This is a genomic window from Vibrio bivalvicida (assembly GCF_001399455.2).
Taxonomy (GTDB): domain Bacteria; phylum Pseudomonadota; class Gammaproteobacteria; order Enterobacterales; family Vibrionaceae; genus Vibrio; species Vibrio bivalvicida.
Genome location: NZ_LLEI02000075.1, coordinates 115,355 through 141,027, shown reverse-complemented (window position 1 = coordinate 141,027; position 25,673 = coordinate 115,355). Strand labels below are relative to the sequence as shown.

The window sequence follows — 25,673 nt, the reverse complement described above, 5'->3', positions numbered from 1 at the left end:
TTAGCTCGGCTGAAACTCAAACCGGATGCGAGACTTGGATTTTAGCTCATTGCAGTTATTACAAAAGTAGTTCGCCGCACCGCACGCTTGTAGCTTTTCTAACTCAGCTTCACAGTCTGGGCAAAATCCAACTTTGATGTAGTTCTCATCACAAGCCGGGCAATGATACTTACCCATCCACTCTAGTTCATCCTCACACACTGGGCAGACATTTTCTTTCATAAAGGTACTCGATAGTAGTTAAGCGCTAACCGTCACTCTAATATTCTGCTATCAGCTTGCCTTGATCTCTATCATGCCTACGACTGTGTTTTACTCGATACATCTGCTGATCCGCTTGTTTAATCAAAATCTGCAATGAGGTAAGTCGGTTCACCTCGCAGACTGATCTACCAACACTGACACTAATTGTTAAACCTTCAAATAGAGAAAGACTTTTCAACTGTCGATTAAACGTCTCCTCGAGTTTGGCGAAAACTTCTTTACTATCAGAGAAAGAAAAGACGACAAACTCGTCTCCACCGTAGCGCCCTTTTAAACTACAACCTTTGAAAGTTCGGTTAAGCAGATCACCTACAGCCGATAGAACCTTGTCTCCTACTTCATGTCCATAACGATCATTGATCAACTTAAATTGATCGATATCCGCGAAAAAGCAAGAAATGTACTTCAAGTCAGTATTTAGACAGTCTTGAGCTTGCTGCAGTAGGGCAAAACGATTTAAGCACTTGGTCAATGGATCATAACGTGCCTGGTAGTAGAGCTTATCTTCTAGTTGGTACTTTTCCCAAGCAACAGCATATAGGGCTGCAAGCATTTCTAACACTTCCAGCTCATGCTCGGCGGGAGCAGAAGGTTCCGAGCTATAAATAGCAAAGGTTCCCATTGCAGTCTGTTCGCTTGACAAAATAGGGACAGACCAACAAGCACGTAGGTTTGCTTGATGCGCTAAGTCGGTGAAAGGCAACCAGTTAGAATGCTGATTAATATCCTCTACAACAACCGTTTTCTTATGAAAAGCGGCCGCGCCACAAGATCCTACATTTGGACCAATCTCGATGCCTTCTACCGCATCGTTATATACCTGAGGTAAGCTTGGTGCGTACTCCAAATATAGCGTTTTTGTTTTCGGCTCTAAGCGAAGAATAGAAGTTCTGCGCTCACCAAACCAGGTCTCAGATAGGTTAACTACTCTTCTGTTTAGTTCTTCTTTACCCATTCCCAAAGCTAATTTAGCAAGCAACTTATTTACTTCTCTGTGAGCATTGAGAAGTTCAAGGTGACTCATAAGGCTGATTCTTTATTTGTTTTATTTGCACTTCACAAAGTAGCATAAAGAAATTGCTTTTAACCCGATCGTAACCTCATTAATAGCTGCGGTTGATTAATATACCCAATAAAAACCGTTAACATGATAAAAGATCCAAGTCTGATCGTCGGCAAAATCCAATTTGATCAGCGATCTGCCATAAAAAGAACATTTATATAACCACACACCGAAAGCATAAGTTACATATGCTGCATTTGGATTTATACCAGAGCAAAATTTCAATATTCGACTTAAAAAAACAATATTCAGAATTTAATAAAAAGATCAGGATTCACTATATTGATATTACATCAGTATGCATTTCAATATTTTGTTCATCTACAAGCCGCAAAAGCACTTCAATAGTACGGTAATCGCTTAACGAACTCGCATGCGTGCCACCACATGGAATTACTGCGGTTTGCGCCTCTTCTAAGTCACATTGCCAATAGCGAGAATCTGTCAAAGCATCACCATGACACTCAACTTTGATATCAGATTTCAACTCTAACCACTTGATCATCTGCATGTTAACTAGCTGCTCAATATGACTTAAATCTGCAAGCACATCAGCGCTATTTAAACCTCGTTTGCGCAGTGTTTTCCCTAAACGATAAGTATCTAAGCACTTATCTGGGGTGACAAAACTGGTCATTTGCGCATAACTGTTAAAATCATAGTTTCCGTGAGGGTCTTTGCGATCAGCATCTTTACGCCAATAGCCTTGTTCAGTCAGGACCTTATTAAGGGCAAGATAGGCCAAATGACCTGCACTATGTCCTCGACTTAGTGCTAACTGAAACTCTTTATCAACAGTTAAATGCACGCTTTGCCCTACTTTGAAGTCAGAACCAGCCGCTGCAATGCAGTGAACAACCACAAATGCCCAACCAGGCTCATCACGTTTCACAGGAATAGCTTTGCCAACGTATAGTTCGCCACTGTTCAGCTCAACCGCGCCGACTTGGCAATCCAGCACAGGGATATCGTTAATACGGCCTTTGTCCGCCGGATGATCTGGCCAAATATGGCTTACGGGATGAAAAGGACTAACATCTGTCACCACATACAGATGCCCTTCCCCCTGCTTGATTAGTTGAATACTGGCTTCTAACTGCCAAGTTTGGTGACAAAATTGGGTAATGGTTGGTGTAATTTGCATCTATTTATTCTTCCAATATAAAAAAAGCGCCAAGAGAACTAGGCGCTTTTATCGAAATCGATCTTTCCTATTTGATGTTAGGCAGATTACTTCTTACGATTTTTCATCATGCTCATCAAGCGTTTACGTTTACGCTCCTGAGACATCGTCATCTTGTTCGATTTACCCTCAAATGGGTTATCGCTGCTTTGGAATTGGATACGAATTGGTGTACCCATGATTTCCAATGATTTACGGTAGTAGTTCATCAGATAACGTTTATACGAATCTGGCAATTCGTTGACTTGGTTACCGTGAATCACAACGATTGGTGGGTTGTAGCCACCTGCATGCGCGTATTTGAGTTTAACACGACGGCCTCGTACCAATGGTGGCTGGTGATCGTCCGTTGCCATTTTCATGATACGCGTCAGCACAGAAGTCCCTACACGAGTTGTCGCTGACTTGTATGCCTCTTGCACAGATTCGAACAAATGGCCAACGCCTGTACCGTGAAGCGCAGAGATAAAGTGAATTCGAGCAAAATCAACAAAACCTAAGCGACGATCAAGTTCTTTCTTAACGTGCTCTTTCACGTCCATATCCAGACCATCCCACTTGTTCACTGCAAGCACAATTGAGCGGCCAGCGTTAAGCGCAAAGCCAAGTAGGCTTAGATCTTGGTCTGAGATGTTTTCACGAGCGTCGATAACCAGCAGAACAACGTTAGCATCTTCAACTGCTTTCAATGTTTTAACCACTGAGAACTTCTCAACGGTTTCGTTGATACGCTTACGACGACGTACACCCGCAGTATCAATAAGAACATATTCGCGACCATCACGTTCCATAGGAATGTAGATAGAGTCACGAGTCGTGCCAGGCATATCGTAAACCACCACGCGCTCTTCACCGAGAATACGGTTAGTCAGGGTTGATTTACCTACGTTAGGACGACCAATAATCGCCAGTTTGATTGGCTGATCTTGTAGACGCTTGAACTCTTCTTCCGCTTCTTCTTCGGTGTAGTCTAGTTTCTCTTCTTCTTCGTCAACGAATTCAGTTAAGTCTTCGATTTCACCTAGCGCTTCTTCAGCCATTTTTTCTGCAAATGGGTTAAGTGCACGGTCGATAAGCGCACCAACGCCGCGGCCATGAGCAGCAGCAATCTGGTACATGTTTTCCACACCTAACTGCCAAAAATCAGCTGACGCTGCGTCGGCATCAATACCATCAACCTTGTTTACTACAAGCATTGAAGGCTTTTCAATTTTGCGCAAGTGGTTAGAAATGGCAATGTCAGATGGTGTCAGACCTGCTCGGCCATCGACCATAAATAATACCACATCGGCTTCATCAATCGCCGCTAGCGACTGCTCTGCCATCTTGGTTTCTACACCTTCTTCCGTGCCATCGATACCGCCGGTATCAATCACGATAAATTCATGTTCACCAAGCTTAGCTTGGCCATATTTACGGTCACGAGTTAAGCCAGGGAAATCCGCAACCAATGCGTCGCGAGTACGAGTCAGTCGGTTAAACAACGTCGATTTACCAACGTTTGGACGCCCTACCAGAGCAACAACAGGTACCATAATAACCTCTACAATATTCTTTTCTTTATGTAGTTATAGGTAACAACTCCGCAGAGTTCACACTATGAGCACTTTACCTATAACCACACACAACTATGGGTTCTAAAACAAACAAACGGCTCCCAACTGTTACCAGCTAGGAGCCGAATGTGAATTATATCACACGATTACTCGTTGATCGTAAGTTTCTTTACATCGCCATTGCGCGTCACTAGGACATAACCACCCGATACAGCTATGGGTGCAACCGCAAATCCAGCACTGTTCACTTCCTGCATTGATACAAATTCACCGCTGCTGCGATCAATCCAGTACAAAAAGCCTTCACTATCACCGACAACAACATAGTCATCGATCATAGTCGGAGCAGTTAAAAGTCGATGCTCCAACTGGTCATTAGTCCACAGTTCAGTACCGCTACGTGCATCAACAGCGACCAGATGATCTTTGTCAGTAACGAGATAGAGGCGACTGCCGTCGCTAGCAAGATCGGTTGCTGAAGAGTAGCTGCGTTTCCACGCTGGTTTGCCAGAACGCAGGTCAATTGCTGTTAGCTGTCCGTTGTAACCAACGATGTATAAAGAGCTACCCAAAATCAGTGGCGCAGCATCGACATCAACCAAACGATCGATTTCTGTCGCTCCTTGTGGCATACCGATTGGCTGTTGCCAAATTAGCTGACCACGTTCAACAATTGCCGCCGCCAAGCGACCATTCGCTGTTCCCCAGAAAACACCGCCAGATGCGGTCACTGGAGTACTGTTACCACGCAGAGTCAAGTTCGGCACTTCAGTACTGATGGTCCACTTAGTTTCGCCCGTTTCTTGATTGAGCGCGACTAACATACCGCTATTGGTATGAACGATCACAAAGTTGTTGTCGGTTGCTGGCGCCGTTAACACTTCGCCATCCACCTCAACTTGCCAGTTTACTTCACCCGTTTCTTCATCGAATGCCAGTACTTGGCCGTTTTCGCTACCAATAAAGATTTGACTGTAGCCAGCTGTAATCCCACCGGATAAACGCGCTGAAACATCGGCTTCAATCTCTGTTTCCCATAAGGTTTTGCCGTTTTCAGGATCAAGGGCTTTAACCACACCATCGCGACTAGCGACAAAGATTTTGCCGTAAGCATACTCTGGCGTCAGCTTTGAGTAATACTGATCAACGCCGTTACCAACAGAAGTACTCCATTGACTAGAGGGGGTAAATTCACTGTCGACTTGAGGCACTGGTGACATAATGATGGTGTCTTCTTCACCAGCACAGCCAGCCAGAACGCCAACAAACATCGCTGTTGTGAGTGCTTTTTTCAGCATATTCTTCATGCGACGCCCTTACTTGGCTAGATCATCCAGTTTCATCTGTAGCGTCTGGCTCGCATCGCCTGACTGCTGTGCTTCAGTGTATGCAGCGTAAGCCGCTTGTGCATCACCTTTACGTAGCAAGATGTCACCTTTCAGCTCTGCCACACGACCAGCCCAGCTTTCGTCACTGATATTAGCCAATTGCGCGATAGCCGCATCAAACTCACCTTGCTCGGTTTTAACACGAGCCAAACGGTAATCAAGTACCGCAGCAACTGCCGCATCTTTAGTCGCAGACTTAGCCCACTCAAGTTGAGCTAGCGCTTCATCAAGATTACCCGCTTCAACTTGAACTTTTGCCAGTTGCAACGCAGCTAAAACTGAGTATTCCGTTTCTTTGTTTGCATCGATGAAAGCTTGAATATCACCTTCAGCTGAAGCACCTTGTTCAGCCAAAGCTTGAACTGCTTTGGTATAGCTTTCTGACGCAGCTTCTTGAGCCGCTGTTACTGAATCTTGGTAATAACGCCAGCCAAACAGGCCGCCTAGACCAACGACAGCACCTAAAATCACTGCTTTGCCGTTCTCTTTCCACCAATCTTTGATCGCTTCTACTTGTTGTTCTTCAGTATCGTAGAGTTCCACTTCCTGTCCTCTTACATCAAAAATGGCAGCCGAGACTGCCACTCATAAATCATTAATATTAAACGAGTTCTGCTAGCTTAGTAATAACATCTGCTTGGCTCAAGGTTTCTTGAGTGCCTCCAATCAGATCTTTCAATACGACTGTGTTGTCAGCGACTTCATTTTCACCAAGCACTAGCGCAACAGCCGCGCCCACTTTATCTGCACGTTTGAACTGCTTCTTGAAGTTGCCTCCACCGAAGTGGCTCATAACACGTAGACCTGATACTTGCTCGCGCAGTGATTCTGCTAGCTTCATACCAGCCATCATTGTACCTTCGCCTGCTGTGACCATGTAAACATCAACGCTGCGACGTACTTCTGTTAGCTCTAGCGTTTCTAGCATAAGAACTAGACGCTCGAGGCCCATTGCAAAGCCTACAGCTGGTGTTGCCTTACCGCCTAGCTGTTCAACCAGACCATCGTAACGACCACCACCACATACAGTGCCCTGAGCTCCTAAGCTTTCGGTAATCCACTCAAATACCGTACGATTATAGTAATCCAGACCACGAACTAAACGCTCGTTAACTGTGTATTCGATACCTGCAGCGTCAAGAAGTTCACAAAGACCAGCAAAATGTTGTTTTGACTCTTCCCCAAGATAATCAGATAGACGCGGAGCATCACCAAGAATAGCTTGTACATCTGGGTTCTTAGTATCCAGAACACGCAACGGGTTAGTGTGCATGCGACGCTTACAGTCGTCATCAAGTACATCAATGTGTCGTTCAAGATAAGCAATGAGGGCGGTACGGTAGTTAGCACGATCGTCAAGAGAGCCGATGGAGTTCAACTCTAGGCGCACATGCTTGTCGATGCCTAGTTCACGCCATAGACGCGCCGTCATCATAATTAGCTCAGCGTCAACGTCTGGACCATTTAGACCAAACACTTCCACACCACATTGGTGGAATTGACGGTAACGACCTTTTTGCGGACGCTCGTGACGGAACATCGGGCCCATATACCATAGGCGCTGTTCAGAACGATCAATGAGACTATTCTCAATACAAGAACGTACACAGCCTGCCGTACCTTCAGGGCGTAGCGTTAGGCTATCGCCGTTACGGTCTTCAAATGTGTACATCTCTTTTTCAACCACATCGGTCACTTCACCGATAGCACGGCTGAACAGATGAGTCATCTCAACGATTGGCATGCGCACTTCGTTGTAACCGTAGGCGCTGATTACGTTCTTCACTGTGTTTTCAAGTTTCTGCCACAGTGGTGATTGAGTTGGAAGGCAGTCGTTCATGCCTCGAATTGCTTGGATTTTCTTTGCCACAGTTTTTTTACCGTAAAAATGGTTACCGTAATTTGGGTTACGTTGAGATTAATCTTGTACTTTAACGTCGATGCGGTTGGCTTCATCTAGTGTTGAAGCTTTGGCACGAATCTTAGCTTCTAGCTGGTCAACGAGGTCGTTGTTGTCGAAGCGCTCTTTCTGACGTTTGCCGTCTTCATAGAATGCACTCTTCTTGTTACTCCCCGCCAGACCTAAGTGAGATACTTCGGCCTCACCCGGACCGTTTACCACACAGCCGATGATAGAAACATCCATTGGCGTAATCACGTCTTCTAGACGCTGCTCAAGCGCGTTCACCGTACCAATCACATCGAACTCTTGACGAGAGCAACTTGGACAAGCAATAAAGTTAATACCACGTGAGCGAATACGCAGAGATTTTAGAATATCAAAACCGACTTTTATCTCTTCTATCGGATCGGCAGCAAGAGAGATACGCAGCGTATCACCAATACCTTCTGCGAGAAGCATCCCAAGACCCACCGACGATTTCACTGCACCAGCGCGAGCACCACCCGCTTCTGTAATACCTAAGTGAAGTGGCTGATCGATCTTTTGTGCCAGCAATCGGTATGAATCAACCGCGAGGAATACATCCGAAGCTTTGACACTCACTTTGAACTGGTCAAAATTAAGGCGATCCAGAATATCCACATGGCGCATCGCAGACTCAACCAGCGCCGCAGGGGTTGGTTCGCCGTACTTCATTTGAATGTCTTTTTCTAATGAGCCGCCATTCACACCAATGCGAATCGGTATGTTTTTGTCACGCGCACAATCAACTACCGAACGAATACGCTCTTCGTTACCGATGTTACCTGGATTGATACGCAAACAGTCAACGCCGTACTCCGCAACTTTTAATGCGATACGATAGTCGAAGTGAATATCCGCTACGAGAGGAACATTCACTTGTTGCTTGATTTGCTTGAATGCTTCCGCAGCATCCATAGTGGGAACCGATACGCGAACAATATCAGCACCGACATTTTCCAGTGATTTAATTTGTGCAACAGTCGCTTCTACGTCTGTTGTTCTGGTGTTGGTCATCGACTGCACAGCAATCGGTGCACCGTCACCAATAGGTACATCGCCCACATAGATACGAGTCGATGGGCGACGTTTGATAGGAGATTCGTATTGCATAATAGTATTTAAGGTAAGTTGAATCGTGCTACTTTGCCTGAAGTATACCCAGAAAGGTCGACAGGTTCACTCGCTAATGTCATTGAAACGTTTTCAGGAGCACCTAAAATGACACTGTAAGGTAAATCGCCACTTAAATTCAGGCTTTGACCTGCTTTCTTAACCCCGGTAGATAAGGTTTTACCCGTCGCATCTTTAACTTGAATCCAACAATCATCATCAAATGACATAGACAACAAATTCGCGGCGGCGGTAGATTGTTCAGTTTTAGGTTCATCAACGACAGGAGTCTGTTCCGCTTTATCTTCACTTGTGCTTTGCGGTTGAGGTTCTGGCTTACTCTCTGGTGCTTGTTGAGGTTCGACGACGATTTCTGTCTCTACTGCGTCAGGAACCGCTACGTTTTCAGTTGTAGGCATCGTGGTTGAATCTAGGCTTTGAGTTTCGTCTTCTCTCGCCATAGGTTCGACGTCGGTCTCAGAAAGTGTCGTAAAGTCAAGCGGTTGATTTTCAGCTTGTTGCTCTAACTGTTGCTCAAGTTCCGCGTCAGAAGTTAGTGATTCCATGCTTTTTTCTTGGTTCTGCCACCACCAAACTGATGAAATCCCCAATACAACAATGATAATTCCCCAAGTTAAGGTCATGATGCGACTATCATGAGCTTCGCGCTTAGTTTTACGCGAAAAACTTTTCATTTCTTGCTCTTCGGGTTGAGTTTCTTCACAACCATCAATCGCACACAACACTTCTGACTCAGCAAGCCCTACAGCTCTTGCATAAGAGCGTAAATAACCTCGGGTAAAAGTAGCAACTTGATCAGAGGCAAAATTGTTGCTTTCAATGTTCTCGATGATTGAAAGGCGCAAGCGCAAACGGTCGGCGATTTGCTTTTGGCTCAGACCAAGCGATTCACGTTTGTTCTTAAGCAAAGTCCCTGCTTGTACTTTTTCTACGTTTTCGTCACTCGCTAGGTGTTGTTGTTCATCTGTCATGATTGTAAAAATTCTCTTCTTGTTAAAGCTTCGTCACTTCATCGCTTATTTATTTATTTTTGTTGCGTGAAAAATAACCAAACTCTGAATTTGTCGAGGATGACCCTCAATTAATCTAATTTAACGCTCCACTCAATAAACAGAGGAAAAATACCTCGAAAGCGTTAACCTTCAATTCTAATAGATATCATAGATGAAACAACACAAACAAAACGCATAATTTACAAGCAGCTCAAGGTTTTTCGTTATTTTGACCATGAGATCGCTACCAGATGTAACAAAAAAGCCAGAGCTGGGCTCTGGCTTTGGTGAAAATAGCTCTCTTTATGAAACAGCTTTAACTTGGATTGTTTCACCTTTGGCAGCTTTTATTGTCGCAGTTCGTTTTGTGCGATCGATAACATCGCCGACTAGCTGACCACATGCTGCGTCGATATCGTCACCACGTGTTTTACGAACCGTCACTGTGTGTTCGTATTGCATTAAGGTTTTTTGGAAACGATCGATACGTGAATTACTTGGTTTTTTATACGGCGAACCTGGATACGGGTTAAACGGAATCAAGTTAATCTTACAAGGTGTGTCTTTCATGAGCTCAGCCAGTTCGCGAGCGTGGTCCATATCATCGTTCACATGGTCTAGTAGAACATACTCGACCGTTACTTTACCGCGGTTAGCATTGGAAGACTGAATGTAACGACGTACAGAGGCTAAGAAATCTTCGATATCCCAACGATCGTTGATCGGCATAATTTCACTACGCAGCTTATCATTCGGAGCATGTAGCGAAATAGCCAGTGCCACATCAATCTTACCTGTCATTTGATCAAGACCAGAAACAACACCAGATGTTGATACCGTTACTCGACGCTTAGATAAACCAAAGCCTAAATCATCAAGCATTAACTCAAGTGCAGGGATGAGGTTCTTCATGTTGAGCAGTGGTTCACCCATACCCATCATTACGACGTTGGTAATAGGGCGACGACCTGTTTCTTTTTCTAAGCCAATTTCGCGCGCGGCACGCCATACCTGACCAATAATTTCAGACACTTTCAGATTGCGGTTGAAACCCTGTTGAGCGGTTGAGCAAAATTTGCACTCAAGCGCACAACCAACTTGCGAAGATACACACAAGGTAGCACGGTCATCTTCTGGGATGTATACCGTTTCAACGTCTTGGTCACCAACCTTCATAGCCCACTTAATCGTACCGTCCGACGAGTGCTGAGCTTCAGCGACTGTAGGAGCTTTGATTTCGCAGCGATGCTGTAATTTTTCACGTAACTTCTTATTAATGTTGGTCATATTATCGAAGTTATCGACACCGAAATGATAGATCCACTTCATTACCTGATCTGCACGGAATGCTTTTTCACCTAGTTCATCGGCAAAAAATTTACGCAAACCTTGACGATCAAAGTCGAGTAGATTGATTTTTTCAGTGGTCATGTGGCCTCTCAAGCGACGGAACATTAATTAAGGGCGCGAATTGTACAGCCTTTACGCAGTGACAACAAGACCTGTAAAGCCCTGTATTTACTATGGCGTTAATATCAAAGCGGTTATTTATTAAACAACACAAACATAAGCGATATAAACGCTGAATAGATTGCCGGTTACGGACGTTCTTTGCTATCGGGAGTGACTGGATATACACGCTAGCCAAGATACAAATCGTCACTTCTGATAGAAAGGAACCACCGAGTTGGAGATGGTTAAATTAGTTAGTTGTGATTTGCTTAATCTGTTCGACAATGGCATTCAAACCATTGCCTCGGGAAGGACTCAGATGTTTAACAAGACCGAGCTGTGCAAAATAAGCATCAATGTCGAACGATTGGATTTCCTGCGAAGATTTACCGTCAAATGCCGCCAGTACCAAAGCAATTAGGCCGCGGACGATACGTGCATCAGAATCTGCGCAAAAGTACCATTTGCCATCCAAGTTCTTGCTCACAAGCCACACCGTGCTTTCACAGCCAGACACGGTTACCTGCTCAGACTTAAATTCTTCTGGCATGGCAGGAAGCTTCTTGCCCCACTGAATCACCTGACGGTAGCGATCTTCCCAGCTTTTAAAGTCTTGCATGGTTTGGGCGATATCATCGGCTGTAATTTCAGTGCCGAACGGCGATTGAGGATACGGTGACATTCTTTCTCTAACCTAATTTACTTACTGTATTTTTGAATTAATTTTTCTACGATGCGCGATACTGCGACAAAACCAAATGTAGCCGTTACCACCGTCGCGGCACCAAAGCCACTAGCACAGTCCATGCGTTTTGGCCCTTCGGCTGTCGATTTGACACCACATACGCTTCCATCTGGTTGTGGGTATTTCAGCTGCTCTGTAGAGAATACACACTCTATACCGAACTTGCGTGCAGGGTTAGTTGGAAAGTTATGATGACGACGCAATGTATCTTTGATTTTTTTTGCCAATGGATCTTGGATTGTTTTGGTTAAATCCGCCACTTTAATTTGTGTTGGATCAACCTGTCCACCAGCACCACCCGTCGTAATGACTTTGATTTTGTTGCTGCGACAGTAAGCAAGCAATGACGCTTTTGCTTTGACACTATCAATGGCATCCAGCACGTAGTCGCACTCTTTAGTTAAGTACTCGTGTTGGTTATCCGGCGTAATAAAATCATCAATCAGATTAACTTTACACTCTGGGTTAATGAGCTTAACCCTTTCCGCCATCACTTCGATCTTGCTTTGACCAACCGTTCCACTCATTGCATGAATCTGACGGTTAATGTTGGTCACACACACGTCATCCATATCGATCAACGTTAGCTCACCAACCCCGGTTCTTGCTAAGGCTTCGGCAGCCCACGAGCCAACACCACCAATACCAATCACACACACATGCGCAGCGCGCAAAATCTCAACTTCACTATTACCGTAAAGACGGCGTGTGCCACCAAAACGTTGGTTGTAATTATCAGAAGCTGGAGTGTCGAGTTCACGCATATGGTTTTCCGCTGGGTACAAAAACAAAGAGTGCGATTTATACGCACTCTTAATTAAAAAGTCTAGATGAAGCTATTGTAGCTTTTCTGGCGGTAATGCCCAAGGTGCTTGTGTTGCGCTTCCTTCAAGACCAAGCTTCCACACTCGACCAAAGTGTTTGTAGTGGCCCGCTTCTGTGCCTGCGCGCGGCCCCATACCATGGTAAAGATCGAGATGATTTTGTTTCACCGCACCACCGGTATCTAACACGATTAACAAGCGCAGTTGATGAGCTCCACTCCAAGAGCCGTCAGGATTAAGTAATGGCACCTCAGCTAAGATCGGGGTGCCCATTGGCAAGATAGCGCGATCACCAGCGACAGAAGCCATAGGTAGTAACGGAATACCTGCTGAGCCAGTGACTGGTGCATCTGCGCGAGGCTCAAAGAAGACAAAAGAAGGGTTCTGTTCAAGCAACTCGCGCACCGTTGCTTCGTCATTTTCCATCACCCACTGCTTGATGGCTTTCATCGACATTTTGGCACGCGACACTAAATCTCTTTCAATTAAAACCTTACCTATGCTGACATAAGCTTTGTTGTTCTTACCACCGTAGGCAAAATACTCCAAGGTGTCATCATCTTCAAAATGAACAAAACCGCTACCCTGCACTTCCATCAAAAATGGATCAATCCTATTGGCTGCATAACCCAGCTCTAGTCCTTGACCTTCTAATGCACCAGCATAGATTTGCGCTCGAGTGGGACAATCACTCTCACACTGTGGTTTTGCATATACTGGATACTTAAACTTCTCGTTCGATTCGTGACGCAGTTCCATCACCGGAGAAAAGTAACCCGTAAAAAGCACATTGCCTTGCTTATCACCACCACCCAATTGAGCAGCTTGAATGCCGAAATTAGCTAAATCAGTAGGCTCTCCACTTTGCAGCACCCATTCATTCAACTGGTCATACAACGGCTGATAAATCTTTGCCATCGAAGGCGAGTTGACCACGACTTGATCAGCCTGACGGTGAAACTCGGTAAAGTCTCGTGGCTTATTCGACTCTACAACTGCAGTTTTATTCAAAATGGCATTGAATTCATCATCGACATATTGCTGAGCACGGTCAGTAGGTTGAGCACAGCCGAACAGTAAGCTGACGGCTGCAAGAGGAAGATATTTTTTGAACACTGATTTGATCCCTTTCAAGCGATGCCATGAGCATGACAAACTTGATAGGAATTCGCAATCGAGTCATCGTTAATGAATGTTATTTTTAACTTTTTCTGACAAACGATAGACAGGTTGATAATTAGGCTCAGAAACTAACTGAAGCTCGGTGAACTCTTCGTTAAGAGCCTTAAACTTACGCACCTTATTACCAAGGCGGTACTTAAGGTGAGATCCATCCCAGCTGTACTGAGTATCAACAATACCACCATTAATCGCCACACCAGACGGACTAAGCACAAACTCCTCTGCCGCATAAGAGGCAACGTTTTGCTCAACCCAAGTGCCATACACATTCGATTTGGGGTAGGTTTTCTCTAAGTAAAGCTGATACAGGCTGCTCGCCATCATGATGGCCATAACTGCAGCAATGAGCGCCCCCAACACTATCACCCGCTCAAATATTTTTTTCTTACCGCTCACACCATTCACTTTCTTTGTCACCAATGTAATAACAATTTTACTATTAAGTGTTAACCAAAATTGTGTTAACTGCGAGTTCCAAACTCATTTAGAAATGTATAGCGACGCATAAATCTCATATGCAAAATGAACTCACCAAACCAGCAACTAAATGAAACCCACAAATCACACAGAAAAAACCCTTGCCGCGCACAGAATAAAATTGCAATATCAGTGTATATAAATTCAATTCACGGAAGATATTGTGAAGATTCGAAGCACTGCTTTAGTAAAAGGGTTCAGACAGTCCGCCCCTTACGTCAATGCTCACCGGGATAAGACCATGGTCGTCATGCTTGGCGGAGAAGCCGTGGCTGACGGCAATTTTTCGAATATTATCAGTGATCTTGCACTGTTGCATAGCTTAGGGGTTAAAATTGTTCTTGTTCATGGAGCTCGCCCCCAAATTAACCACCTTCTTCAGCAAAATCAGCATGATAGCCCATACCATAAAGGAATTCGAGTTACTGATGAGATTTTGCTCAATTATGTCATGCAAGCAGCTGGTCAGCTACAGTTAACCATCACTGCTCAGCTCTCAATGAGCCTGAGTAATACGCCGATGGCCGGTACTCAACTTAATGTTGTCAGTGGCAACTTTATTACTTCTCAACCTCTTGGCGTTGATGATGGTATCGACTATTGCCACAGCGGCAGGATTCGACGCATTGATGTAGAGGGGATTAATCGCATGTTGGATCAAGGATCAATTGTTCTTCTAGGTCCCATTGCAAGCTCAGTGACTGGAGAGTCATTTAACTTACTCTCTGAAGAGGTCGCTACTCAAGTCGCGATCAAATTGAATGCCGACAAGTTGATAGGTTTTTGTTCCGAACAGGGCATCATTGACGAGAACGGTGAAGTCGTCGCTGAACTGTTCCCTAAAGATGCAGAAAGAATCTTATCTCGACTAGAAACCGACCGCGTAGAAGGCGTTGATAATTCCTCTGGCACTCTAAGGTTTTTACGTGCCGCGACAGCAGCATGTCGAGCTGGTGTTCCCCGTAGCCATCTAGTCAGTTACAAGGTGGATGGCGCTCTAATTCAAGAGCTGTTTTCACTTGATGGTATAGGAACTCAAGTGGTGAAAGCAAGTGCGGAGCAGGTTCGCGTTGCCAACATTGATGATATCGGCGGTATTCTAGATTTAATTCAACCGCTAGAGGAGCAAGGAGTTCTGGTCAGACGCTCGCGCGAACAACTAGAGCAAGAGCTACATCAGTTCACCATCATTGAGAAAGATGGACTGATAATTGGCTGCGCAGCTCTTTACCCATACCCAGAAGAGAAAATGGCAGAGATGGCTTGTGTGGCAATTCACCCCGAATACCGAGATGGTGACAGAGGATTACTGTTGCTTAATCATATGCGCCTGCAATCTAAGGCACAGGGCATTGAACATATTTTTGTTTTGACTACCCACAGCCTGCACTGGTTTAGGGAACAAGGTTTTCATGAGATGAACGTCGACTTCTTACCTTCGCAGAAACAAAACTTATACAACTATCAAAGAAAATCGAAGATTTTGTCGTTAACTCTCTAACTGACTGTAATTCTTATACTTGCTACTTTGTTGCTAATTTTTCTTACATTATTAGCTTTATTTCATATTTTTAATTGGTTAATATTTCGGCTCCCCACCCTCTGTGGGGAGCTAGATAGGATTCACTTCTCTACTTAACTTTTACCTAAGTTGAGTCGCAAGGATTGCTTGAGGTTACTGACTACGTCACTAAGAGCAAACTATCGATGAAGAAAATTATCTGTAACTCTGTACAGAGTTTTTGGGACATGGCAGACAATGAACTACTAGAAGATCTAGACGTTCATTGTGTCTTCCCAGTAACAGAAGGCTTAAAAGCGTTCATCTTGAACTATCAAAAGAAGTACCGCATCCGCAGTATTTCTTTCTCGAAAGCACTTTAATCGTTTAACACGGTAGCCACGGATGGTTATCCCTTTCGCTGCAGCCTTTGTACCAATCCACTAGCTCTCTGAGTGCGAACCTTGATTCCGCGCTTCATTACCCGTTGATCAATATATAAGCTCAAGCGCTTCTTCGCGCGTGTAATTCCTGTGTAGATCAGCTCTCGGGTCAGTATAGGTGTATAATCAGGCGGTAAGACCATTAGTGTGTGCTCGAATTCACTGCCTTGAGATTTATGAATAGTCATCGCGTATGCAGTTTCATGCTCAGGCACTCTGCTCGGCAAAACAGATTTAACACTGCCATCCGGTAACTCAAAAAAGACCTTTAATCTTGGCTGGCTTTCTGAGTCATCAAGCATACAAATGCCAATATCGCCGTTATACAAACCTAATGCATAATCATTTCTCGCGACCATCACTGGTCTACCGTGATACCAAAGCTCATCTTGGGTCTGAATAAGCTTTCTCGCTGCCAGCGCCCTTTCGATACGCTGATTGAGTCCAGCAACACCGAAGTCACCTTCACGAATAGCACATAGCAAGCGGCAGCGAGCAAAATGATCTAATACCGCTTTGGCTCGTTGCGGCATGGTTTCAACTTCGCCTGTTACTGAGTCTAATTGCGGTGTATCAATACGTTTAAGATAGTGGCTATATTCGGCAACTAACATCTGGATCATTTGATTGTAGTGCTGGCTATCAATTGGAAACTGAGCAATATCCGCGAAATCTTTTTGCCATACCCAATCGACCTTCTGAGCTGAACCAAGATTGATCGCTTGCGCCAGTTGACCGATACCAGAGCGGGCATCAAATCGATAGCTCTTCTTCAGCATACACAAGCTATCAGCAATAGAGGGCTGCGTATTCGTCGTATGAGCCAGTGTTTCAAAACCGGTTAAGCGAGCAATTTGAGCCGCTTGACCATGACTAAAACCTAGCTGGCTGAAAGAACAAATGTCCCCCAGTACCGCCCCCGCTTCTACTGATGCCAACTGATCTTTATCACCCAGTAGAATCAATCTGGCATGCTTAGGTAACGCATCGATCAATTTGTACATCATTGGTAAATCGACCATTGAGGCTTCATCGACCACCAGCATATCTAAGTGGAGTGGGTTATCTCTGTTGTGTCGGAACTCTGAGCTGTTAGGCAATGCACCGAGCAATCGATGTAATGTACTGGTATCGGTTGGTATGGCTTGTTTTAGTTCAGGCGCTACAGGTAACTCTGCCACGGCTTTGCCAATAGATTCCGTTAATCGAGCGGCGGCTTTGCCGGTGGGAGCCACTAGTTTGATCGTTGGTGGCTCACCTTTGCCACTTTGCGCATCCGAACTTTGTGCTTGTTCGATCAAGGCGGCGAGCAATTTGGTTACAGTAGTCGTTTTACCGGTTCCCGGACCACCAGAGATCACAGCAAACCTTTTACTCAATGCAACCGCCGCTGCGACTTTCTGCCAGTTTACACAAGCGGCCAATGGCACTAGCTGATCGAGCACAGTGAGCTGGTCAATGTTTTTTGCTGCTAAGAGCTTTTGGTCTATGGTAGGCCAATCCAACTTATCCTCTGCCACGACGTCTAGATGGTCACAAACCATACGCTGTCGCATCACAGGTGTAGAATCACCTTGCTGCTGAGATTTATTAATTACTTCAAATAGATATCGATAGTTGCGAGCAAAAAGATGATCAAGAAGCTTTGATAGTTTTTGGATTTCAGTAGGCTTTAGGATCATGGGTGACCCAAAGCTATTCAAACGCTCAGCTAACGTCACTTCATAGTACCAATAGCGGTGTAAATAGAGTCGCTCACCATCAAATATCAGCGGTAGAGCTTCGCCCTCTTCAGCCAAGTTTTTAGCCACCAAACAAGAGCCATGGAGCAAGGATACCCAGTCAATCGCAACCAGCGTTTGATTCAACTCTAATGCTGCTTCGCCAAACAAACCCAGCTTCGCAGCGAGATCGGTAGGCTGCCCTTCTGCGTCAAACAGAGGTAAGCAAATATGGCCTTTGCCAAGTTCGTGGCTAACCACACCTGCAATAAAAGCGATCTGATCATCCTGAGACTGGCTAGCGATAAAGCGGGCAAACTGATAATCAAGTTGTCTGATGCTGGATTTATTTGCCAGTTGTTTAAGCACAGAAATAAGTGTGGTCATGATTAAAGTAACTCCATCTGGCCAGCTTGATTCGTTTTCCCGTCGACACTTTGCCCATCGATAAGTCTGTCCATATCGGTAAGAAACTCTAGGCTTGGTTTGGCAGAGAAAATGCCATGCTCGCTTTCTCCGTCCATCCCCCTAAGGAATAGGTAGTAGACACCGCCAAAGTGCTGATCGTAGTCATAATCTACGATTCGACTGCGTAAGAAACGATGTAGCGCTATGGCATAGATTTGATATTGCAGGTCATAACGATGATCTGCCATGGCAGATTTTAGCGCTTCTCCGTGATAGAAACTGACTTCGTCACCAAGATGATTCGATTTCCAGTCAAGGACATAGTATTTGCCTTGATGCTCAAACACTAAGTCGATAAAGCCTTTCAACATACCTTGAACGGTATAGAATCCTAGGTCGCCAGCCTTAGCGGATAAAGGATCATGACGTTGGATTACACGATTTAATGCGGGCGCCGCCAGTACCTCAATTGGTAGTAAGAACTCCATCTCAACTAAACGTTGGCTTGGACCTTTCTGGTTGAGCAGCAGAGATTTTCCATCCAGTGGTGTGGCTAGTACGGTGTCAATCAACTGTTGTAATATCGGTAGCCAACTTGCGTCTAACTGCTCACTATCGAGAAGATGAGTGATAACCTCACTATTCGCTTCGCTAGTACTTGGCTCGGTAAATTCGACTTCTTCGAATATCGTATGCAGGAAAGTACCGGGTCTAGCGCCGCGCGGGAAGGTGAAGATGGTTTGCTCTGGTTCAACTAACTCCTCTTCATCATGCTCATCAGAAGAATCAATATCGAGATGCATTAAGTCGGTAAAGGCATCTGAGCTATGATGAGAGCCTTGTTTTACCAATCCAGAGTAACTAGTGATTCGCCAATCTCGATCAATAACACTTTTCAGCTCGCTTGCCGTTAAATCTTGTTGCTGCGAACTTTGGGCCACGAAGACCTCTTGTTGTAGCTCTGGTAGGTCACTTAATCGCACACTTTCAAGTCCATCCACATGCTGTTGGATTGCCTGAGTGAGATCATTGATCCCCCCTTCTTTACCATCTTGTAGCAAATATCCCATCGCACTATGATGAACACCGGTTGGCTCTTTAGTAGAGCGACCGTTTCTCAGTGGCGCAGCCCCGACAAAACAGCCATAAACGGCGCGGGTGAGCGCTACGTAGATTAGACGTAAATCTTCAGCAAGACGCTCTTTATCAGCTTGCGCCAAAGAAGCATCTTGCCCAGTAATATCTAAAATGGTTTTGTCTTGTTGCTCATCATAGTATTTTGCTTCGCTAGCCTCGCGATAGCTGAGAACGAAAGGCAACAACACCAGATCATATTCCAGACCTTTTGATTTGTGGATCGTTACGATTTGCACCAAATTACGCTCTGATTCTAAGCGCTGGATTTGGTCTTCGCTGCCACCTAAGCCGTTTTGCGCATCACTGATTGCTTGAGCCAACCAACGCAGTAAACCATGGTCACTGTCTAGCTCTTGACTTGCTTGCTGTAGCAGCTCACCGATATGCATCAAATCGGTCAGTGCACGCTCTCCACCTTCTTCCTCTAGTAAACGCTCCGCAATATGTCTCTTGCTCATAACACTGCGCAACATGGGTAGCACACCTCGCTGAGTCCAGAGTTTACGATACTCTTTAAACTCATTGATTGCGTTTTCCCACTCATTTTCATCGTTGTTGAGCTTGTCTAAACCGCCCGCATCGAGAGCAAACATCTCAGAAGCCAAGCTTGCTCGTAAGGCACGATCATTTTCAGGTGTCAGCACCGCTTGCAATAGACGCTGAATATCTTGGGCGACAAGCGAGGTAAACACGCTGTCTCGGTTTGATAGGTAAACACTCGCAATACCTTGCTTTGCTAGTGCCTCTTTCACCATACGACCTTCATTACCGGTTCGCACCAATACCGCAATATCACCCGCCTGAATAGGATGACCATCTTTGCCATCTGCTTCTTTACCATCCATAAAGAACGCTTGCTCATTTTGCGCAGCAGTGAGAATCGTTTGGATTTGATCTGCGGTTGCCTTAGACATTGCCTTAAGATACTCGCCTTTAGGCAGAGGCTTTTCCTCCGCATCTTGCAGCCAGTAAGTGAGAGCGGGTTGCTTTTGACCACCAATAGTCCAAATACGTTTATCCGCGTAGGGGCTAGAGTCGACAGGCAAGAATGGAATATCTTTATCGTAAATAAACGGGCTCGAAGGCAAGTCAAAAATCTGGTTTACCGCACTAACCATATCCGCGCTAGAACGCCAGTTAGTGCCTAGAGTGAAGTGCGACGAAACCTGATTACGCGCTTTGATATAAGTAAATATATCCGCGCCACGGAAGCCGTAAATCGCCTGCTTTGGATCGCCAATCATAAACAAACCACATTCAGGAGTGTTCAAATAAATACGGCTAAAAATGCTGTATTGAAGTGGATCGGTATCTTGGAACTCATCAATCATAGCTACTGGATAGAGAGTTCGAATCCGCTCTGCAAGTAGCTCAGATTCATCACCATCAATAGCGGCAGAAAGATTGGTCAGCAAGTCATCAAAAGAGAGCCACTGTTTCTGCTGTTTGGCTTTTGCCAACATCTCACGACAATGTTCAATCGCATGGGCAAGCATTGGTGCTTTGAGGCTAATTGGCGCAGCAAGGAAAGCATCAATTGCTTCAAAAACAAGGTGCTGCGGCGCGGTGCCTTTCGGCGTTTTCTCAACCAAGGTATTTTGCGCAAACTTCTCCAGTTTGTCTGGATAGTCATAACCCGTTGTTTCCGTTGATGCCCACACATTGACCGCGTCGAGCCAAGTCGGTAAAGACTTTTTGCTGTAACTGCGTTTGTTGACGTCAGAGTCGCTAATCAGGGCAAAAAAGTCATCCTGATGTTCTCGCCATAACGATTTCAATTCATCGATACGCTTTAGATTCTGTTGGTGTAAGTCCGCTAAACTGCCACTCATCGCCGCGACAGACAGGCTAAGTGGTGCACCTGTCAGATAGTTAGTCACATCGCGCAGTAAATCAGAGGGGGCATTCCAGATTCGGCGCACTTCTCCTGCTAAATTAAGCGGCAAAGGATAGAAATTACGTCGCCAGTAATCGGCAACAATCTGCGCTTTAAGATGACTCTCATCGGTCACAAATTCGTTGTTAAAGCGACTGCCTGATTCAAATGCATTTTGAGTCAACATACGTTGGCAAAAGCCGTGGATGGTATAGACTGCGGCTTCATCCATTTGCCTTTCCGCTTGCAAAAGGATCTCCGCGGCTTGTTTGTGGTCACTAAACTCATCAAGTAAAGGCTCAATCACAGGATCGCTACTTTTACCTCGGGCAAAGGCAAGACGAGCATCATGAATACGAGCGCGGATTCGGTCTCTAAGTTCTGCTGTTGCCGCTTCCGTAAATGTCACCACTAAAATCTGATCAACCGTCAACGGCACCTGATGCTTGGTCTCGGATGTACCATGACCGAGAAGCAATCTTAGGTATAAGCCAGCGATGGTAAAGGTTTTCCCCGTACCCGCCGATGCCTCAATTAATCGTGCACCGTGCAAGGGAAAAGTCATGGCATTAAGCGGAGTAACCATTGACGTTGCTGTCATAAAATATTTGCCCTTTGTATGAAAACCCGAGATCCAAATGTGATCCAGACTTAAAAACGATTGTTATTAATATAAATCCCTAAAAACTTGAGACTTTATGCGATCTTTCTCACGGCAGGATCGTTACCTAACCGCTACTATGCGCGCCATGTGTTGAGCAACTCTGAGCTTGTCTAAGCTGCCAAGTTGCAACAAACCGACAGAATAATGGTCCCTCTGACCTGTGGCCGTACAGCGAACGCCCTACACTATAATGATTTACTGGCGGCCACCTACTTTCCTTCAACCTGTCTTCCACTAAGCTGATCTATTGCGCATCTTCACTCGTCTTTACCTCAAGTCGAGGGGTTTGCAGTACCAATGCTGTAATAGTACGTGCCTGCGCTGCTAAACTGTCGTTCCAACTTGGCCAGATACGCGAGATGTAAGGGTTATTGCCTTCACCTGCGGCCATGAAGCTATCGTTAAATGTATCGGCCATTTTCTTGAGTGATTTCTCTTCATCATCTGCCCAATTGCCACGACTGAATCCCGCTTCAACACCAGCTAATGCGGTTCTCGGGAAATAGCACAACGGCTCGGTCATGCCTTGGTAGAACAAACGAATCAGCTCAGATAACAAGCTATGAGCGTAGCTAGGGTCTGCAATTTCAGGGTAGATAAGATGAACAACCCCTTCCTTGCGATCATAACCAATCATATGGGTGCGCTTACTGATGCCCATCGCCGACATAGCTAGGTGGTCTATCCACGCGGACAGATAGTCTTGTGAGCGAATCTTACCGCTGCGAAAGCGAATCAAGCCCGACTGATAATACTGTGTCAGCCAGCCAGTTAGGTTGATCTTTTTATCCTCACCTAAGACATCAAATGTCAGTTTTACTTCGAGGTCATTATCTTCGCTGCCACATAAGAAGGTCAGCTTTTCCACCAGCTCCTGCGCTTGAACTCGGTTAGTTTCAAATTCAATATCCCCAAATGCGCCAACCGGTAATTTCCCTTGCGCACGTTGCTGCTTAACAAAGCTTTCAATCACACCCTTGCTATCTTGACCACCAGAAAGCTGCTGTTTGAGTAAGCAATCCAATAAACTGTCGCGCATTTGATAGCTTTCTAAGCCATTAAGCACAAAAGGTTCGTCATCTTCCATAACCGGAAGCGGTGGCTCAAACATCACTTTTAAGCGGCGATTAAAAAAGTATTGCACCGGTAAACGCCAGAAGCGTTGCAGCTCAACTAAATCCAGCTCTAATGGGTAAGTGGCATCGAGTAAGTAATCTTGCAGTTGTCGATTAAATTCACCGCTTACCTGGCCTAATCTATTCACCGCAGGCAGCCACTCTTTAGCATAACTTGGCTGCTCACCAACAAACGCTGCTGCGCTAAACGGCACCATAGAGTGGTGAGCAATGAGTACTGCTAACAGCTTTTCTCCAGACTCATCACTCGCTAACGCCTCATCTCCATCTAGGCAGTAATTTTGGTGACAATACTCCATTAGCTCAGAAACCAGCACCGATGGCACACGCTCAGTATTGTCTTGGATTGAGCGACCAACATAGCTGATGTATAGCGTTTGCTGTGCAGACAACATGGCCTCTAGAAATAGGTACCTGTCATCATCTCGGCGAGAGCGATCCCCTGGTTTGGTTCGCCCATTCATCAGATCGAAGCCCTCTGGCGGCATAGAACGTGGATAAACACCATCATTCATGCCCAGTAAGCAAACCGTTCTGAATGGAATAGAACGCATCGGCATCAAAGTACAGAAGTTAACTTGCCCAGCAAGGAAGCGTTGGCTGATCCGCGTCCCTGACAGCTTGTTGTTCAAATAGGTGGTAATAATCGCCGGAGATAATGATTGCTCGAAGGCTGCGTCAGTCAGTTGCTCTTTTAAATTGGCTAAGGTGTCACGAATCGACTTCAGCGCCGCCTCACCTTCCAGTTCGACGCTAAAGAAATCATCTAGCAACAAGGTTAATATTTCGCGCCAACTATCAATTGATTGAGTTTGTACCAGTTTATGTCGGTAATCGCTGACCGCCTCAATAAAGTGCGCCAGCTTGCCCGCTAACTCCGCGCCCATTCCTTGCACTTCATTGTAAGGTGAAAGCGCCCCTGACCTTGATTCAAACAACCCTGCTGATTCTGGCATGGCGTAACCAAGTAACATACGCTCAATACCAAACTGCCAAGTATTTTGTGCGGTTTCAGGTAAATCAAACTCTTGTCCTGTGGTCGCATTCAATCCCCAGCGAATACCCGATTCCTCTACCCACTGTTTGGCTAAAATAAACTCATCTTCCGTTAAGCCGAATCGAGCCAAGATCGCTGGAGTTTCAAGTAGTTCGAGTAACTCAGACGCTAAACAACGGGTGTTTGGCAGGTTAACCAGTTGCATAAATGCATTAAGAATTGGGCTTTCTTGATCGGCGGTACGGTCAGAAATGGAGTAAGGGATAAATCGCTCACCGGGTGCGTTGCCAAACACAGCTTGAATAGCGGGGCTGTAGGCATTGATGTCCGCCACCATCACAATGATATCACGCGGCTTTAAGCTTGGATCCGCATCAAACATCGCCAATAGCTGATCATGTAAGACTTCCACTTCACGCATTGGGCTATGGCATGCATGCAGCGTGAGTGATTTATCACCTAGTTGCACCACTTGTTTATGCGAGCTGGTTTCTAACTGATGATCATCTTGATGCTCTTCAAGATTGAGAATGTCTGCTTGAAGTTGATGGAGCAATAAGTCTCGCTCGACATCAACAAAGGCTTCAATCTCATGGGACTCTAGCTGCGAGAGAAGATACATGTTGTCGCGCCCCAGCTTACCCATTGAAGCGAGTAAGCTATTACCCACCGCATCGGTATGCAGCTCATCAAGCACGTTGTCTTCAATCGAGCCTTTAAGTTGCTCACTCTCGCCCTGTTGCTCTGAGTGGTCTTGATTCCACACCACATGTTTACGGTGTTTTGCTGCTAAACGCGCTAAGAACTTTCTGTCTCGTACCTCGCCCCAGTAGTAACGACATGGGTTGGTAAACATCAGGTGGACATCAATATGCTCACCAATGGCTTTAAGCGCATCCATATAACGTGGCGGCAGTGAGGTAATTCCGAACACAAACAAGCGCTGAGGCAAATGTTCAAAACTGCCCTGAAAGTTTTCCAAGGTATCGATAAAGTGTTCGTACAGGTTAGCACGATGATAAGGTGACTGACCTAAGGCAATGGTATGATCGTAGAGCGCTTGCCATAAAATCGGCTGCCAAGGGTGCTCATCTTCCAGCTCCAACACGGTTTGCCCCGCTTCCCAACTGGCAATCCACTCTGGGCGATAAACCAGATAACCATCAAAGATGTCGGCAATTTTCTCTGAGAGTTGGTAAAGCTTGGAACCGTCTTCGTCTTGCTCTAGATAGCGTTTAAGTGGCTCGAACTCAACTTGACTCAAAAGCCCAGGCAAGATGTGCATCAGCTTCCATGTCATCGACTCTTTGTTAAAGGCACTGCGTTTTGGTACATCTGGCAGCACCTCTGTAAACATGTTCCAGATAAATGTCGCAGGCAGAGGAAAATCAATGTTCGCCGCTACACCAAACTCTTTAGCTAGCTCCATCTTCAACCACTGGGACATCCCCGGGCTTTGCACCAAGATCTGCTCTTTATCGAAAGGGTTTTCTAATGGATTGAGACGAACGAGCTCAACAAGAAGTGACTTTAAGACATCGACTTGGTTGGAATGGTAGACAGTAAACAAAATGCACTCACACTAATATTGCCGCTATTGCGCTCA

The 25,673-nt window shown here is 45.4% G+C and carries 19 protein-coding genes; 2 read left to right on the top strand and 17 right to left on the bottom strand.

Features of this window, described 5'->3' with window-relative positions:
• The 14 genes from APB76_RS19740 to APB76_RS19675 all read right to left on the bottom strand — a co-directional run bounded on the left by APB76_RS19740 (position 1) and on the right by APB76_RS19675 (position 14,112).
• Complete coding sequence (locus APB76_RS19740; RefSeq protein ID WP_049846527.1) at positions 1-222, bottom strand: zinc ribbon domain-containing protein; 222 nt, start codon at positions 220-222, stop codon at positions 1-3.
• 37 nt (positions 223-259) lie between these two features.
• Positions 260-1,288: a sensor domain-containing diguanylate cyclase gene (locus APB76_RS19735; RefSeq protein WP_054962359.1), complete on the bottom strand. Its 1,029-nt coding sequence runs from the start codon at positions 1,286-1,288 to the stop codon at positions 260-262.
• A gap of 316 nt (positions 1,289-1,604) precedes the next feature.
• Positions 1,605-2,471 (bottom strand): alanyl-tRNA editing protein, encoded by an 867-nt coding sequence (locus APB76_RS19730; RefSeq protein ID WP_054962360.1) that lies wholly within the window; start codon positions 2,469-2,471, stop codon positions 1,605-1,607.
• 86 nt (positions 2,472-2,557) lie between these two features.
• Positions 2,558-4,045, bottom strand: coding sequence for a ribosome biogenesis GTPase Der (der, locus tag APB76_RS19725; protein WP_049846524.1), 1,488 nt, complete (start codon positions 4,043-4,045; stop codon positions 2,558-2,560).
• Between the two features lie 167 nt (positions 4,046-4,212).
• Positions 4,213-5,373 carry an outer membrane protein assembly factor BamB gene (bamB, locus tag APB76_RS19720; protein WP_054962361.1) on the bottom strand — a complete coding sequence of 387 codons (1,161 nt, stop codon included), beginning with the start codon at positions 5,371-5,373 and terminating at the stop codon, positions 4,213-4,215.
• 9 nt (positions 5,374-5,382) lie between these two features.
• On the bottom strand, positions 5,383-5,997 hold the full coding sequence (locus tag APB76_RS19715; RefSeq protein WP_049846994.1) for a YfgM family protein: 615 nt from the start codon (positions 5,995-5,997) through the stop codon (positions 5,383-5,385).
• 58 nt (positions 5,998-6,055) lie between these two features.
• On the bottom strand, positions 6,056-7,324 hold the full coding sequence (gene hisS, locus APB76_RS19710) for a histidine--tRNA ligase (protein ID WP_049846522.1): 1,269 nt from the start codon (positions 7,322-7,324) through the stop codon (positions 6,056-6,058).
• Between the two features lie 48 nt (positions 7,325-7,372).
• The gene (gene ispG, locus APB76_RS19705; protein ID WP_049846521.1) at positions 7,373-8,491 is read right to left on the bottom strand and encodes a flavodoxin-dependent (E)-4-hydroxy-3-methylbut-2-enyl-diphosphate synthase; all 1,119 of its coding nucleotides are present in this window, start codon (positions 8,489-8,491) and stop codon (positions 7,373-7,375) included.
• An 8-nt stretch (positions 8,492-8,499) separates the two neighbouring features.
• On the bottom strand, positions 8,500-9,483 hold the full coding sequence (rodZ, locus tag APB76_RS19700) for a cytoskeleton protein RodZ (protein WP_049846520.1): 984 nt from the start codon (positions 9,481-9,483) through the stop codon (positions 8,500-8,502).
• Positions 9,484-9,807: 324 nt separating this feature from the next.
• Entirely contained in the window at positions 9,808-10,935 is a 1,128-nt protein-coding gene (locus tag APB76_RS19695; protein WP_054962362.1) for a bifunctional tRNA (adenosine(37)-C2)-methyltransferase TrmG/ribosomal RNA large subunit methyltransferase RlmN, read from the bottom strand.
• 271 nt (positions 10,936-11,206) lie between these two features.
• Positions 11,207-11,638: a cysteine desulfurase sulfur acceptor subunit CsdE gene (gene csdE, locus APB76_RS19690; RefSeq protein WP_054962363.1), complete on the bottom strand. Its 432-nt coding sequence runs from the start codon at positions 11,636-11,638 to the stop codon at positions 11,207-11,209.
• Positions 11,639-11,655: 17 nt separating this feature from the next.
• Positions 11,656-12,465: a tRNA cyclic N6-threonylcarbamoyladenosine(37) synthase TcdA gene (gene tcdA, locus APB76_RS19685; protein WP_054962364.1), complete on the bottom strand. Its 810-nt coding sequence runs from the start codon at positions 12,463-12,465 to the stop codon at positions 11,656-11,658.
• Positions 12,466-12,537: 72 nt separating this feature from the next.
• Positions 12,538-13,641, bottom strand: a complete 1,104-nt coding sequence (gene mltA / locus APB76_RS19680) for a murein transglycosylase A (RefSeq protein WP_054962365.1) — start codon at positions 13,639-13,641, stop codon at positions 12,538-12,540.
• A gap of 69 nt (positions 13,642-13,710) precedes the next feature.
• On the bottom strand, positions 13,711-14,112 hold the full coding sequence (locus APB76_RS19675; protein WP_049846516.1) for a DUF2850 domain-containing protein: 402 nt from the start codon (positions 14,110-14,112) through the stop codon (positions 13,711-13,713).
• Positions 14,113-14,347: 235 nt separating this feature from the next.
• Between APB76_RS19675 and argA the strand changes: the two genes are divergently transcribed.
• Both argA and APB76_RS23170 read left to right on the top strand, forming a co-directional pair.
• Positions 14,348-15,685, top strand: coding sequence for an amino-acid N-acetyltransferase (argA, locus tag APB76_RS19670; protein WP_054962366.1), 1,338 nt, complete (start codon positions 14,348-14,350; stop codon positions 15,683-15,685).
• A 206-nt stretch (positions 15,686-15,891) separates the two neighbouring features.
• Entirely contained in the window at positions 15,892-16,068 is a 177-nt protein-coding gene (locus APB76_RS23170) for a hypothetical protein (RefSeq protein WP_004746266.1), read from the top strand.
• Between the two features lie 26 nt (positions 16,069-16,094).
• Here APB76_RS23170 and recD read toward each other — a convergent pair whose 3' ends face one another.
• The 3 genes from recD to recC all read right to left on the bottom strand — a co-directional run bounded on the left by recD (position 16,095) and on the right by recC (position 25,637).
• Entirely contained in the window at positions 16,095-18,236 is a 2,142-nt protein-coding gene (recD, locus tag APB76_RS19665; protein ID WP_054962367.1) for an exodeoxyribonuclease V subunit alpha, read from the bottom strand.
• A 2-nt stretch (positions 18,237-18,238) separates the two neighbouring features.
• The gene (gene recB / locus APB76_RS19660; protein ID WP_054962368.1) at positions 18,239-21,871 is read right to left on the bottom strand and encodes an exodeoxyribonuclease V subunit beta; all 3,633 of its coding nucleotides are present in this window, start codon (positions 21,869-21,871) and stop codon (positions 18,239-18,241) included.
• A 307-nt stretch (positions 21,872-22,178) separates the two neighbouring features.
• Positions 22,179-25,637 carry an exodeoxyribonuclease V subunit gamma gene (gene recC, locus APB76_RS19655; RefSeq protein WP_054962369.1) on the bottom strand — a complete coding sequence of 1,153 codons (3,459 nt, stop codon included), beginning with the start codon at positions 25,635-25,637 and terminating at the stop codon, positions 22,179-22,181.
• Positions 25,638-25,673: the final 36 nt, after the last annotated feature.